Origin of the sequence: Mycetocola zhujimingii (assembly GCF_003065425.1) — a bacterium.
Taxonomy (GTDB): Bacteria; Actinomycetota; Actinomycetes; order Actinomycetales; family Microbacteriaceae; genus Mycetocola_A; species Mycetocola_A zhujimingii.
In genome coordinates this window covers 2,269,786-2,282,655 of the sequence record NZ_CP026949.1, presented here as the reverse complement: position 1 = coordinate 2,282,655, position 12,870 = coordinate 2,269,786, and the positions used below count along the sequence as shown (strand labels likewise).

Genomic DNA, 12,870 nt, shown 5'->3' with positions numbered 1-12,870 from the left:
GGTTGAGGCTAGCGGCCCAGTTTGGGCGAGAAGATGTTCGCGACGAGTCGCGCGATGAGGTTGAGCGCCATCACGATCAGGATGAGCGTGAGTGCGCCGGTCCATGCCCTGTCGATGTAGGCCTGCGCGTCGGTGCCCTGCTGGGCGTACGAGTTGTAGACGAATGTCGGAAGCGCCATCATTCGGCCGTCGAAGAGGTTGTAGTTCATGCTCTGCGTGTAACCGGCGATGATGAGCAGCGGCGCCGTCTCGCCGATCACGCGGGCGACCGAGAGCATGACGCCCGTGACGATTCCCGCGAGGGAGGTGGGGAGGACCACCTTGAGGATCGTGAGGTACTTGGGCACACCGAGCGCGTACGACGCCTCACGGAGCTCGTTGGGCACGAGCTTCAGCATCTCTTCGGTCGATCGCACGATGACCGGGATCATCAGCACGCTCAGTGCGATCGCGCCGCCGATGCCGAGCCGCACGCCCTCACCGAAGAAGATGACCAGGAGGGCGTAGGCGAAGAGGCCGGCGACGATCGAGGGGATGCCGGTCATCACGTCGACGAGGAAGGTGATCCACCTGGCGAGTTTTCCACGGCCGTACTCAACGAGGTAGATGGCGGTGAGGATGCCGATGGGAACCGAGATGATGCTCGTGGCGAGCGTGATCAGAAGGGTGCCGACGATCGCGTGCAGCGCGCCGCCGCCTTCGCCGACGACGTTACGCATCGACATCGTGAAGAAGTCGAGGTCGAAGCGGGCCGAACCGTTGGTCACCGTGGTGACGGCGACCGAGATCAGGGGGATGAGCGCGATCAGGAAGGCGATGACGACGAGGCTGGTCATCAGCCTGTCCGTTGCCTTCCTCGAGCCTTCGACGAACAGCGAGAGCAGCCAGTAGGTCACGACGAAGATCACCGCGGTGACGATGAGGATGCCGGCGATGTTTGGCGCGCCGAGGATTGCGAACGCCGCGACGGAGACCCCGAGTGCACCGAGGATGACGTACAGCGGCGTGAACCTGTTGAGTTTGCCCGCCTTGAGAGCGCTCGACATCGGCGCCTGTGTGATGGCCATCAGTTCGCTCCGGAGAATGCCTTGCGGCGATCAACGATCGCGCGCGAGATGAAGTTGACGACGAACGTGATCGCGAAGAGGATCAGCCCGCTCGCGATGAGGATGTTCACGCCGACGCCGTGGGCTTCGGGGAAGTTGAGGGCGATGTTCGCGGCGATCGTTGTCGGGTTCTGAGACTGCAGGAGGACGAGACTGATGATGAGGCTGGGGGACAGGACCATCGCAACGGCCATGGTCTCCCCGAGCGCTCGCCCGAGGCCGAGCATGGACGCCGAGACGATGCCTGGCCGCCCGAAGGGGAGGACGGCGATGGTGATCATCTCCCACCGTGTCGCACCGAGTGCGAGTGCGGCTTCCTCGTGGAGTTTCGGCGTCTGGAGGAAGATTTCCCTGGACAGTGAGGTGATGATCGGGAGGATCATGACGGCGAGGACGATCCCAACGGTGAGGATTGTGCGACCTGTGCCTGAGACGGGCCCGGCGAAGAGTGGGAACCAGCCCATGTTGGTCACGAGCCAGCTGTAGACCGGCTGCACCGCCGGGGCGAGGACCCCGATGCCCCACAGGCCGTAGACGACGCTCGGCACCGCGGCGAGCAGGTCGATGACGTAGCCGAGGCTCTGCGCAAGCCGGCGAGGAGCGTAATGGGTAATGAACAACGCGACCATGATCGACAGCGGTACCGCGATGACGAGCGCGAGGAACGCGGCCCAGACGGTGCCGAAGACGAGCGGCCAGACGTAGGACAGGAAGTTTGTGGCGTCGCCCTTGATGTCTTCTTCGCCCGCGGTGAACGCGGGGAGGCTCTGAGCGACAAGGAAGATCGCGACGGCCGCGAGCGTGACAAGAATGACGATTCCTGCCGTGAGTGTCGAGCCGCTGAAGATCCGGTCGCCCCGCCGCTGGACGGGCTTCGGCGGACGGACCGGGGCCTCGGGCTCACCGGGACTGGCTGGCTGCACCGGTGTTTTCGGTGGCTGCGCTGTAGTGGTCATGTGCCTTCGTCTTTACCTTGCCCGGCCTGTCCGCCATGCCCGGGTCAGCGGGCATGGCGGACAGATCAGAGAGCTGTTTACTTGATGGATTCGATGGCCGTCTTGACCTTGTCGCTCAGCTCGCTCGAGAGCGGTGCAGCGCCGGCGGCCTCGACGGCGACCTGCTGGCCGTCTTCTCCGGCGATGTACGTGAGGTACTCCTTGACGAGTTCAGCGTCGTCGGGGTCAGCGTACTCCTGGCAGGCGATCGCGTAGCTGACGAGGACGAGCGGGTAGTGGCTCGGGTCAGTCGTCTCCCGGTCGAGCTCAATTGCGATGTCGTTTGCCTCACGGCCCTCGACCATCGGGGATCCTTCGACGACCGCTGCGGCGGCATCCGCTGTGTACTCAACGAACTCCTCGCCGACCTTGATCTTCGCGGTGTCCAGGTCGCCCGCCTTCGACGCGTCCGCGTACCCGATGGTGTTCGATCCGTTTGAGACGGCGTCGACAACACCCGATGTCCCCTGCGCGCCCTCACCGGTCTTGAACGGGAAGGTGTCGCTCGGCTCGGCGGTCCATGCCTCTGGCGCCGTCTTGTTGAGGTAGTCGGCGAAGTTCTTCGTCGTTCCGGAGTCGTCCGAACGGTGCACCGCTGTGATCGGCGCGGACGGAAGCGTCGCATCCGGGTTCAGCGCGGCGATTGCCGGGTCATCCCAGCTGGTGATTTCTCCGGAGAAGATTTTCGCGAGTGTGTCTGAATCGAGGTTGAGCTCGTCCACTCCGTCGACGTTGAAGATCACGGCGATGGGGGAGATGTAGACGGGGAGGTCGATGGCCTTCGTTCCGGGAGCGCAGCTCTCGAAATCTCCCTCGAGCTCCTCGTCGCTCAGGAGCGAGTCAGACCCGGCGAAGGCGGCTGCGCCGGAGATGAAGTTCTCCCGGCCCGCGCCGGATCCCTGCGGGTCGTAGTTGACCGTGACCTCAGGGTTCGCGGTCTGGAAACCCGCGATCCAAGCTTCCTGGGCGCTTCCCTGGCTGGAAGCGCCGATGCCGACGAGTTCGCCGGAGAGGGTGCTGTCTGAACTGCCTGTGCTGTCGGCCTTTTCATTGGCCGCACAGGATGAAAGGGTGAGAGTTGCCACTGCTGCGATGACCGCGATGCGGCCGACCTTCGAGAACTTCACGAAATGTGTCCATTCATAGTGATTACGGGACGGGCCCGTCGGGCCCACAGGTGACGTTAGGTGTGTGGCCTTACGAGCGTCCCTCATCGCGGTGAACGGAAGGTTAACGACCGGTTTCCAACCGGGCGCTCATGCGCGGGGTTCGTGGGTCTCGATCGAGATGATTCCCGAACTCGGGTTACTCGCCGAGAGATGCACGACGCTGAAAGCGCCGGTGGAGAGCCCGGCGGCGCTCGAGAGATACGAGCCGGTGATGCTTCCGGTCGCCAGGGCGATTTCGCGGAGGATGTCGGGGAGCACGGGCCCGTGGCTGCAGAGCACGGCGGTCTTTCCCGAACGAACCCGCTTGCCCACGACCTTGCGGACGTCGGACGTTCCCGACTCGTAGGCGTCCTGGCTGATCAGGTCGGTGCGTCGCACTTCGATCCCGGTTGCCGCCGCGAGGGGAGCTACTGTCGTTGCGCAGCGAACCGCGGTGCTCGAGACGATACGGCGCACACCAAAGGCCTCAAGCGTTCCGACGATCTCGTTGGCCTGCTCAACACCACGAGCGGTGAGGGGGCGGCTCGCATCCGGTCCGTCCCAGGAGGACGGCGATACAGCTTTGCCGTGCCGGAGGGCGATCAGCGCGAAGGTCGAGGTAACGCCCTCGTCGACGAGTGTCGCAAAGGTGTCGATGATCTCTACGTCACGGTCGTAACTCAGGTAGTTCCTGGCCCGCCTGATGGTGACCCACTCGAGCGCGGCGACCTCGCCGTTCGGGACGAAGGTCGACGCGAGAACCGCGGCATCCGTCACCTCGCTCGCCCAGTAATGGACGACTTTTTCCTTGCCGCTTGCGAGCGTGTACGCGGAGACGCCGAGGGGGACGCCGAGGGTGACGGCGAGACCGGTCTCCTCGCGGATCTCCCGTACCGCGGTCTGGGGCAGCGACTCGCCGGGGTCGACCTTGCCCTTGGGCAGGGTCACGTCGGCGTACTTCGTTCGGTGAATCACGAGAATGTGGATTCTGCCGTCGATGAGCCGCCAGCACACGGCCCCGGCGGCGTAGACGGCGCTCGTCACCTGCGGCTCCTCTGCCGGCGACGCAGGCTGGTCTTCAACATCAGCCTGTCCTGCAGGTCGACGAGTGCCTCGCCGTTCTCGCCGACGCTGTGGCGCTCCCACTCACCGTCGGAGTCGAGGTGCCACGACGAGGTCTTGTCATCCATGGCGACGTCGAACAGTCCCTCGATCTCCGCGAGGTGCGCCGGAGACGTCAGGCGTACCAGCGCCTCGACGCGACGGTCGAGGTTGCGGTGCATCATGTCGGCGCTGCCGATGAAGACGTGGGGATCGCCGTCGTTGACGAACGAGAAGATGCGGGAGTGCTCGAGGAACCGGCCCAGGATTGAGCGAACACGCATGTTCTCGCTCATGCCCGGGTAGCCCGGCCGGAGGCTGCAAATGCCCCGCACCCAGATATCGACGGGAACTCCGGCCTGGCTCGCCCGGTAGAGCCCATCGATGATGGCCTCATCGACGATCGAGTTGACCTTGATCCTGATCCCGCTCGGCTTGCCGGCCTCAGCGTTCCTTCGCTCGGTCTCGATGTGCTTGAGCAGGCCCTTGCGCAGGTGCAGGGGAGCGACAAGCAGCCTCTTGAACTTCTTCTCGATGGCGTAGCCGGACAGCTCATTGAACAGGCGGGTGAGGTCCTTGCCCACCTGCGCGTCTGCGGTGAACAGACCGAGGTCCTCATAGATCCGGCTGGTCTTCGGGTTGTAGTTTCCCGTGCCGATGTGGCTGTAGTGCTTGAGCGTCCCTTTTTCTTCACGGATGACGAGGGCAAGTTTGCAGTGCGTCTTGAGCCCGACGAGGCCATAGACCACGTGCACTCCAGCCTTCTCGAGCTTCCGGGCCCAGGAGATGTTGGCTTGTTCGTCGAAGCGAGCCTTGATCTCGACGAGCGCGAGAACCTGCTTTCCAGCCTCGGCGGCATCGATGAGGGCCTCGACGATGGGGGAGTCGCCCGAGGTGCGGTACAGGGTCTGTTTGATGGCGAGGACATGCGGGTCAGCAGCGGCCTGCTCGAGGAAGGCCTGGACGCTCGTGGCGAATGACTCGTACGGGTGGTGTACGAGAACGTCGCCGCGGGAGATCGCGCCGAAGATGTCTGCTTTTCCGTTCGGCTCGGCCGGCTGGAATTCAAGTGCAGTGGTCGGAACGCGCGGCGGGTATCTCAGGTCGGGACGATCGATCCCCGACAGGCTGAACAGGCCGCCGAGGTCGAGGGGCGCAGGCAGCCGGTAGACCTCCTGCTCGGTCACGTCGAGCTCGCGCACAAGCAGGTCGAGTGTGACGTCGTCCATGTCCTCGGTGATCTCGAGGCGGATGGGCGGTCCGAAGCGACGGCGGAGCAGTTCCTTCTCGAGGGCCTGGATGAGGTTCTCGGTTTCGTCCTCCTCGATTTCCACGTCCTCGTTGCGTGTGACGCGGAACACGTGGTGCTCAACGATCTCCATCCCGGGGAACAGGTCGCCGAGGTGGTTCGCGATGAGGTCTTCGAGTGAAACGAACTGAACGTCGTCGAGCGTGGCGGAGGGGTCCACCCGCACGAAACGGGGCAGCATCTGAGGCACTTTCAGCCTCGCGAACTCCTGCCGTCCGGTCTTTGTGTTCCTTACCCGGACGGCGAGGTTGAGCGAGAGCCCCGAAATGTAGGGGAACGGGTGCACAGGGTCGACCGCGAGGGGCATGAGCACCGGAAAGATCTGCTGCGAGAAGTAGTCGCTGAGTCGCGCCTTGTCCTCGCGATTGAGCGCGTCCCAACTCACGACGCTGACGCCGGCTGCGGTGAGATCCGGCTTGACCTGATCGCTCCAGACGCGAGCGTGGCGCAACTGGAGTTCGTGGGCCTTCTCCGAGATGTCCTCGAGTACGTCGGCGGGCGCACGGCCGATGTTGGTGGGCACAGCGAGGCCGGTGAGAACGCGACGCTTGAGCCCGGCGACCCTCACCATGAAGAACTCATCGAGGTTCGATGCGAAGATGGCGAGGAAGTTGGCCCGCTCGAGCGCGGGCACCGAGCGGTCCTCGGCGAGTTCCAGCACCCTTTGGTTGAAGGCGAGCCAGCTGATCTCCCTGTCGAGGTATCGGCCCTCGGGAAGGGCAGGGTCGTCACGCTCGAATGCGGGGTCGAAGTCGTCGTCGTCCCAGCCGAGGCCGGAGTCCTGGGCCATGCTGTCTGATGCCATTGCAATATCTTGTCACCTTGAGCAACCACCGCGCACATTGCCAGGCAGCGGCGGTCGCCAGGGCGTTCAGTCGGTCAGGATTCAGCGTGACGGGCCGCGGGCGGTTCGCCAAGCACGTACTGCACGTCGACCGTATGGTCGGAAAAGCCGAGCGAGCGGTACAGGGCCACGGCCGGAGTGTTGTCTGCCTCGACGTAGAGCGCCGCCGTCGTACAGCCCCGCTGTCGCATCCGTTCGAGTCCCGCCAGCATGAGAGACCTGCCGAGGCCGCGGCCGGGTGCGTCCACGCCGACGACGTAGACCTCACCGAGGTCATTCTCGATCTTGAGCCAGTTGTAGCCGATCATCGTCCCGGCCTCGTCGCGAGCGATGAGGAAGTCGCCTGGGTCGAACCATTCTTCGGCTTCCCTGGCATGGAGGTCGTCCACCGTGATGCTGCCCTGCTCGGGATGGTCGGCGAAGATCCTTGCGTTGAGCGCTACCCACTCGTCTTCGTCGACGCCTGGGCGGAAGCTCTCGAACGCTGTGCCGGTCGTCGCTGACTGCTCAAGCGGCATCCGCAGCTGCAACAAGGTTCTGACCGGGGTGAACCCGAACCGCCTGGCCAGTGCGCGCGCTGCCGGGTGGTCGCCGTGTGACCAGGCCTTCAGGCCGGCGGGGGCGTCGGAGAGCAGTTCGGCGACGGCAGCGCTGCCGTACCCGGACCCGCGCCACTCAGGGTCGACCACAAGCTCCAGTTCATCCTCACCGAGGATGGCGGCCCCGACCAGGTGCTCGGCGGCGCTGGGCGACTCCTGCGGCTCAACGATGAAGACCAGCTTCCTGGTCCCTTTCTCGGCATCCACGAGCGCCTGGTCGTTGAACGGCGCCTGGCCGTCGACAGCTGCGGCCACCCGAACAAGGCGGTCGAACGCGGCACGAGCGCCAGGGGTGGAGAGGCTACGCGTGCGAAGAGCCGGCGGGCGCACTGTCCTCCTCATAGACGTTGAAGCGGTAACCAACGTTACGGACCGTGCCGATGAGTTGCTCGAGATCGCCCAGCTTTGCGCGCAAGCGCCGGACGTGCACGTCGACCGTCCGGGTGCCGCCGAAGTAGTCATAGCCCCACACTTCGCTGAGCAGCTGCTCGCGGGTGAAGACCCGTGACGGATGCGTCGCCAGGAACCTGAGGAGTTCGAACTCCTTATAGGTCAGGTCGAGCGGTTTACCCTGGACCTTCGCCGAGTAGCTGGCCTCGTCGATGACGACGCCGGAGGTCTGGATCTTGGTCGAGGTCTGCTCGAGGGCCTGTTTGCCGATGGCCAGCCTGATTCGGGCATCGACCTCGGCGGGACCAGCGTTCTCAACGAGAACATCGTCGACGCCCCAGTCCGCGCTCACCGCGCTGAGTCCGCCCTCGGTAAGAACGATAAGGAGCGGCACGGTGAGGCCGGTCGTCCGGAGGATCTTGCACAGCGACTTGGCACCGGCGAGGTCGGTTCGCGCGTCGATCATGATCAGGTCACTCGCGGGCGCGTTGACGAGTTGAGCCGGCTGAGCCGGTATCTGACGAACCCGGTGAGAGAGCAGGCCGAGGGAGGGAAGCACGTCATTGTCGACCCGTGAGGTCAGAATCAACAGTTGCGCCACGCAGGACCTCCAGTGATTAGCTGGGTCAATACTAGCGATAGCGCAACTCGCGGCGTGATCACCTCCTCGGAGGGGCATCCGCTCGCCGTATCGGGCACAATGGAGATGTGACCGATACTCCAATGACACCAGCGCGCACGTGGGGCGGCATCGCCGCCGTATGGCTCGTCGCACTGGTCGCAGCTGTGGCTGTCGCCCTCCTGCCCTCGGAGAGCTACCGGCTTTCGTGGCTCTGGCTGGCGCTCGCCGCGAGCATGCTCGTCGCCTTCGCTATCCAGCTCTCTACCCATCGAAAGGTGGGGTTCATCGATCGCCTTGGGGCGAGCCTCGCGGGCTCGCTCGTCATCATCGGCGGCACCGCCGTTGCTCTCAGCGTCGCCGTCGTCTCCGGGGGATAGACTGTCGGCATGGATCTCGTCGCGCTCGAACTATTCTTTGTCGGCCTTCTCGCCGCAGCAAGCCTGGGTATCGCGTTCACGTCTGTCGTTGTGCTGTGGAACCTGTTTCGGGGCCAGCGGTAACGCTCTGACCCGATCATGATCGAACTGAACCTGGATCTCCCCGCTGAACTCGTCCCGCTCTCGTGGTTAATCGGAGTCTGGGAAGGCTCAGGCGTCATCGATTACACGGTGGGCGAGGAGTCGATCAGTCACGAGTTCGGCCAGCGTGTGAGCTTCAGCCACGACGGTTTGCCGTACCTCAACTACAACTCGTACACCTGGTTGCTCGACGATGAGCAGACGCCGCTCGTTGCCGAGTCGGGGTACTGGCGCCTGCACCGCAAGCAGCAGCCGGGCGACCCCGGGCCGGCAATGCTCCCCGGAATCGGTGAGCGGCCGTATCCGAACGCTGAATCCGTCGAAACGCTCCGCAACGCTGACGGCGGGTTCGACATCGAAGCCGCTGTGGTTCACCCGGGCGGAGTGAGCGAGCTCTACCTCGGCGAGGTGAGAGGTCCGCGAATCGATCTTGCAACCGACGCCGTGATGCGCACCGCTGGAGCGAAGGAATACGCGGCGGCGACCAGAATGTACGGCATGGTCGATAACCACCTGCTCTGGGCGTGGGACATCGCCGCTCTCGGGCAGGACCTGAGGACACACGCGTCCGCGCGGCTGGGCAAGGCGGATTCGTGACGGCGTCGCCGTTCTTCGGCATCGCGGGTGCCGTTGAGGTTCCTGGTGCGATCGACGCGGGAGTTCCTTCTCACTACGGAAACCCGAACATCGAGCAGCGGCGGCTCGCGGGCGGCGCGGCTGTCGTCGATCTCTCGAATCGCGGCGTTATCTCCGTCACCGGTCCTGACCGGCTGACCTGGCTCAACTCCATCACGTCGGCGGAACTCAGGTTCGTTCAGCCGGGCGAATCGAGCGAGACACTGTTTCTGGACCCGCAGGGGCACATCGAATACGCTGCGGGCGTCCTCGACGATGGTGAGACCACGTGGCTGCTCGTCGACCCGCAAGCAGTAGAGCCGCTCGTCGCCTGGCTCAACCGCATGAAGTTCATGCTCAGGGTGGAGATCGCCGACCGCACTCCTGAATTTGCCCGGATCGGGTTCCTCTCTGACGAGGTTCCCGCCACCGTTCCTGTCGCCTCCGGGTCGGGGATCCCGCTGGTCTGGCGCGATCCGTGGGCATCGGTCGTTGCCGGCGGACACCAGTACGCAAATGGCCAGCATCCCGGCGCCGACTGGAACTGGAAGGAAGCGCTCGTCGCCAGGACGGCGCTAGGCGACGTCGCGAGTACGCACCCGGCGGCAGGTACTCTCGCCGCCGAGGCGCTTCGTGTTGCCGCCTGGCGCCCGCGCTTCGCCACTGAGGTCGACGAGAAGACGATCCCGCACGAACTCGACTGGCTCCGGAGTGCCGTCCATCTCGCCAAGGGCTGCTACCGCGGGCAGGAGACGGTCGCGAAGGTTCACAACCTCGGCCACCCGCCACGCAGGCTCGTCATGCTTCACCTCGACGGGTCAGACTCGGTGCTCCCCACACATGGAGCGCCGGTTCGTGCGGAGCGGGCGGGGGAGCAGGTCGACGTCGGGCGCATCACAACTGCGGCGATACATCACGAGCTTGGGCCGATAGCGCTCGCGGTGATCAAGCGCTCGGTGAAACCGGATGCCGTGCTCAGCGTCGACGAAGACGGCCAGCTCATTGCGGCGGCGCAGCAGGTCATCGTTCCGGCCGACGCCGGTGCCGTTGCCGATGTACCGCGATTGCCGAGACTCGGCGCGGTCCGCCGTCCCTGACGTGCCCGTGCGCCGGTTCAGTTCGGTGCGACGCTGTCCCACGGGACAGTGAGTTCGCCGAGCCGCCACCTCGCCCGCGTGCCGAACACGGGCCAGCCGGCGGTGGCCAGGCCTGTGACCGTGGCGATCCAGCGCTGGACAGGCCCGTATGGCGCCAGTGGTGCGCTGTACTGCCACTGCCGGTCGAGTTCCGTCATGAGAAGAGCGATCCGCTCCCCGGAAACGTTGCGGTGGATCAGGGCCTTCGGCAGGCGTTCGGCGACGATGGACGGCCGGTCGAGCTCGTCGAGGCGCAGCGAAATCGTCAGGGACCGTGGTCCGTCCGCGGTCACAGACACCCAGCTCGAGATCCGTCCGATCTCATCGCAGGTTCCCTCGACCAGGACGCCGTGCGGCTGGAGCCGGGAGACCATCAGTCCCCAGGCATCCGCCACCTGGTCCTCGTCGTATTGCCGCAGCACATTGAAGGCGCGGATGACGGCGGGGCGTCGCCCGTCGTGCACCGGGACCTCGAACCCGCCCCGGGCAAAACTCACGCGCGCGTCGGCGGGGAAACCCGTTTCGCCGCGTCGCACCGACTCCAGCTGGCTGGTTGCCCGCTGTACCCTGTCCTTGTCGATCTCGAGGCCGAGCACCTCAACATCCGGCCGGATCTTGCGAAGACGCGCGTGCAGCTCGAGACTCGTGACAGCGCTCGCACCGTAGCCGAGATCGACGACGAGGGGGTCGGCTGCGGTGCGCACAACGGGGAGAGTCTGCAGGAATCGGTCGACCCGTCGAAGGCGATTCGTGTTCGTCGTCCCTCGGGTGATGGTTCCAATGGGCATTAGATCATTCTCTCAGGAGCGCCCCTGACCGTTCGCCGATGCCCCCCACCCGCTGTCTGTGTCTGACCGTACCGATGGAGGCAATCGCCCCCTGTCGATAGAGTGGGAGCATGTCTCTGCCATACACCCTCATCCTGCTTCGCCACGGAAACAGCGACTGGAACCAGAAGAATCTGTTCACCGGCTGGGTCGACGTTCGCCTGAGCGACCAGGGCGTCGCCGAAGCCACTCGAGCCGGCGAACTGCTCACCGAGTCCCAGCTCACCCCCGATGTCCTGTACACGTCTGTTCTCACCCGCGCCATCCAGACGGCGAACATCGCCCTCGACGTTGCCGACCGCGCGTGGATCCCGGTCAAGCGCAGCTGGCGCCTGAATGAGCGTCACTACGGTGCGCTGCAGGGCAAGGACAAGGCGCAGACCCTCGCCGAATACGGCGCAGAGCAGTTCCAGGTATGGCGTCGTTCGTTCGACGTTCCGCCGCCCCCGATCGACGATGACAACGAGTACTCGCAGGCGAACGACCCGCGGTACGTCGGCATCGACGGAGAGGTCCCGAAGACGGAATGCCTCAAGGACGTCATCGACCGGATGCTTCCCTACTGGGAATCGGACATCACCGGCGACCTGGCTGCCGGCAAGACCGTACTTGTCACAGCCCACGGCAACTCGCTGCGCGCCCTGGTCAAGCACCTCGACGACATCTCAGACGATGACATCGCGTCGCTGAACATCCCGACGGGTATCCCTCTCGTCTACAAGCTCGACGAGAACTTCAGGCCGACTCAGCCCGCGGAATACCTCGACCCCGAGGCCGCCGCCGCCGGTGCTGCAGCCGTTGCCGCCCAGGGCAAGAAGTAGGGGCGTCACCCCACAGAAAAGGCTGCGCATCACTCTCCCCCGAGAGTGATGCGCAGCCTTTGTCGTTGCGCTGTCGTGGCGCTCAGCGCAGGTCGGGATCCGGAATCCACTCACCGGTCGCGAGGTACTGGACCTTCTTGGCGATGGAGACCGCGTGGTCCGCGAACCGCTCGTGGTACCGCGACGCCAGCGTAGCGTCGACGGTCGCGAGCGGTTTGCCCTTCCAGGTCTCTCCGAGAACCTTGTCGAAGACGCTCACGTGCAGATCGTCGATCTTGTCGTCCTCGTTGCGGATCTCCTCGGCGAGCCGAACGTCCTGGGTCCGGAGAAGTTCCGTGAGCTTCCTGGCGATCTCGACGTCGAGTCTGCCCATCTCGGCGAAGGTCGAGCGGAGTCCCTTGGGAACCGCGCGTTCGGGGAAGCGGTACCGCGCCAGCTGGGCCATGTGCTCGGCCATGTCGCCCATCCGCTCCAGCGAGGAGCTGATCCGAAGTGCGCTGACCACGATGCGGAGATCCCTCGCGACGGGCTGCTGCCTCGCGAGGATGTTGATGGCGAGTTCATCGAGGGTGACAGTGAGCTCGTCGATGCGCACATCGTTCTCGATCACCTCTTCGGCGACGCTCACGTCGGATTCGTTGAAGGCGCGCACCGCATTCTCGATGGAAATGACGACGAGTTCCGAAATGGCGATCAGCCGTTCCTGGACCTCGGCCAGTTCCTGTTGGAATACATCGCGCATGTGCTCTCCGTTCAGTTCAGGTGCGTCGTTCGGGTCATGGTTCGTCATAGATCAACGCAGGGATGCCACGGCGCCCGGATGCAACCTTGCCTCGCGC

Annotated in this window: 13 protein-coding genes; 4 read left to right on the top strand and 9 right to left on the bottom strand. The window is 64.8% G+C overall.

Annotation, left to right across the window (positions count from 1 at the left end; translation table 11 throughout):
- Window positions 1-8: 8 nt before the first annotated feature.
- The 7 genes from pstA to C3E77_RS10885 form a co-directional block, all read right to left on the bottom strand.
- Complete coding sequence (gene pstA / locus C3E77_RS10915; protein ID WP_108391658.1) at window positions 9-1,067, bottom strand: phosphate ABC transporter permease PstA; 1,059 nt, start codon at window positions 1,065-1,067, stop codon at window positions 9-11.
- Window positions 1,067-2,062 (bottom strand): phosphate ABC transporter permease subunit PstC, encoded by a 996-nt coding sequence (gene pstC, locus C3E77_RS10910; protein ID WP_108391657.1) that lies wholly within the window; start codon window positions 2,060-2,062, stop codon window positions 1,067-1,069. Before pstC ends, pstA begins: the two co-directional genes overlap by 1 nt.
- Window positions 2,063-2,139: 77 nt before the next feature.
- Window positions 2,140-3,228 (bottom strand): phosphate ABC transporter substrate-binding protein PstS, encoded by a 1,089-nt coding sequence (gene pstS / locus C3E77_RS10905; protein WP_108391656.1) that lies wholly within the window; start codon window positions 3,226-3,228, stop codon window positions 2,140-2,142.
- A 129-nt stretch (window positions 3,229-3,357) separates the two neighbouring features.
- Window positions 3,358-4,293, bottom strand: coding sequence for an NUDIX hydrolase (locus tag C3E77_RS10900; protein WP_108391655.1), 936 nt, complete (start codon window positions 4,291-4,293; stop codon window positions 3,358-3,360).
- Window positions 4,290-6,464 (bottom strand): RNA degradosome polyphosphate kinase, encoded by a 2,175-nt coding sequence (locus tag C3E77_RS10895; RefSeq protein ID WP_198410462.1) that lies wholly within the window; start codon window positions 6,462-6,464, stop codon window positions 4,290-4,292. Before C3E77_RS10895 ends, C3E77_RS10900 begins: the two co-directional genes overlap by 4 nt.
- Before the next feature lie 74 nt (window positions 6,465-6,538).
- The gene (gene mshD, locus C3E77_RS10890; RefSeq protein ID WP_162924982.1) at window positions 6,539-7,432 is read right to left on the bottom strand and encodes a mycothiol synthase; all 894 of its coding nucleotides are present in this window, start codon (window positions 7,430-7,432) and stop codon (window positions 6,539-6,541) included.
- Window positions 7,404-8,093 (bottom strand): response regulator transcription factor, encoded by a 690-nt coding sequence (locus C3E77_RS10885; RefSeq protein WP_108391653.1) that lies wholly within the window; start codon window positions 8,091-8,093, stop codon window positions 7,404-7,406. The genes mshD and C3E77_RS10885 overlap by 29 nt, the downstream gene beginning before the upstream one ends.
- Window positions 8,094-8,200: 107 nt before the next feature.
- On the opposite strand from C3E77_RS10885, the gene C3E77_RS10880 reads away from it, so the two are divergent.
- The 3 genes from C3E77_RS10880 to ygfZ all read left to right on the top strand — a co-directional run bounded on the left by C3E77_RS10880 (window position 8,201) and on the right by ygfZ (window position 10,344).
- The gene (locus C3E77_RS10880) at window positions 8,201-8,491 is read left to right on the top strand and encodes a hypothetical protein (protein WP_232528958.1); all 291 of its coding nucleotides are present in this window, start codon (window positions 8,201-8,203) and stop codon (window positions 8,489-8,491) included.
- Window positions 8,492-8,629: 138 nt separating this feature from the next.
- Window positions 8,630-9,229 (top strand): nitrobindin family protein, encoded by a 600-nt coding sequence (locus C3E77_RS10875; RefSeq protein WP_108391651.1) that lies wholly within the window; start codon window positions 8,630-8,632, stop codon window positions 9,227-9,229.
- Entirely contained in the window at window positions 9,226-10,344 is a 1,119-nt protein-coding gene (ygfZ, locus tag C3E77_RS10870) for a CAF17-like 4Fe-4S cluster assembly/insertion protein YgfZ (RefSeq protein ID WP_108391650.1), read from the top strand. Before C3E77_RS10875 ends, ygfZ begins: the two co-directional genes overlap by 4 nt.
- A gap of 17 nt (window positions 10,345-10,361) precedes the next feature.
- On the opposite strand, the gene C3E77_RS10865 is transcribed toward ygfZ, so the two are convergent.
- Window positions 10,362-11,171 carry an SAM-dependent methyltransferase gene (locus C3E77_RS10865; protein ID WP_108391649.1) on the bottom strand — a complete coding sequence of 270 codons (810 nt, stop codon included), beginning with the start codon at window positions 11,169-11,171 and terminating at the stop codon, window positions 10,362-10,364.
- A gap of 110 nt (window positions 11,172-11,281) precedes the next feature.
- On the opposite strand from C3E77_RS10865, the gene C3E77_RS10860 reads away from it, so the two are divergent.
- Complete coding sequence (locus C3E77_RS10860; protein WP_108391648.1) at window positions 11,282-12,031, top strand: phosphoglyceromutase; 750 nt, start codon at window positions 11,282-11,284, stop codon at window positions 12,029-12,031.
- A gap of 82 nt (window positions 12,032-12,113) precedes the next feature.
- Here C3E77_RS10860 and phoU read toward each other — a convergent pair whose 3' ends face one another.
- Window positions 12,114-12,773 (bottom strand): phosphate signaling complex protein PhoU, encoded by a 660-nt coding sequence (gene phoU, locus C3E77_RS10855; RefSeq protein WP_108393278.1) that lies wholly within the window; start codon window positions 12,771-12,773, stop codon window positions 12,114-12,116.
- Between the last annotated feature and the right edge of the window lie 97 nt (window positions 12,774-12,870).

Coding starts and splice junctions, on each gene's coding strand:
- pstA (WP_108391658.1), bottom strand. CDS start 1,067: ATGGCCATCACACAGGCGCCGATGTCGAGCGCTCTCAAGGCGGGCAAA.
- pstC (WP_108391657.1), bottom strand. CDS start 2,062: ATGACCACTACAGCGCAGCCACCGAAAACACCGGTGCAGCCAGCCAGT.
- C3E77_RS10895 (WP_198410462.1), bottom strand. CDS start 6,464: ATGGCATCAGACAGCATGGCCCAGGACTCCGGCCTCGGCTGGGACGAC.
- C3E77_RS10875 (WP_108391651.1), top strand. CDS start 8,630: ATGATCGAACTGAACCTGGATCTCCCCGCTGAACTCGTCCCGCTCTCG.
- C3E77_RS10865 (WP_108391649.1), bottom strand. CDS start 11,171: ATGCCCATTGGAACCATCACCCGAGGGACGACGAACACGAATCGCCTT.
- C3E77_RS10860 (WP_108391648.1), top strand. CDS start 11,282: ATGTCTCTGCCATACACCCTCATCCTGCTTCGCCACGGAAACAGCGAC.
- phoU (WP_108393278.1), bottom strand. CDS start 12,773: ATGCGCGATGTATTCCAACAGGAACTGGCCGAGGTCCAGGAACGGCTG.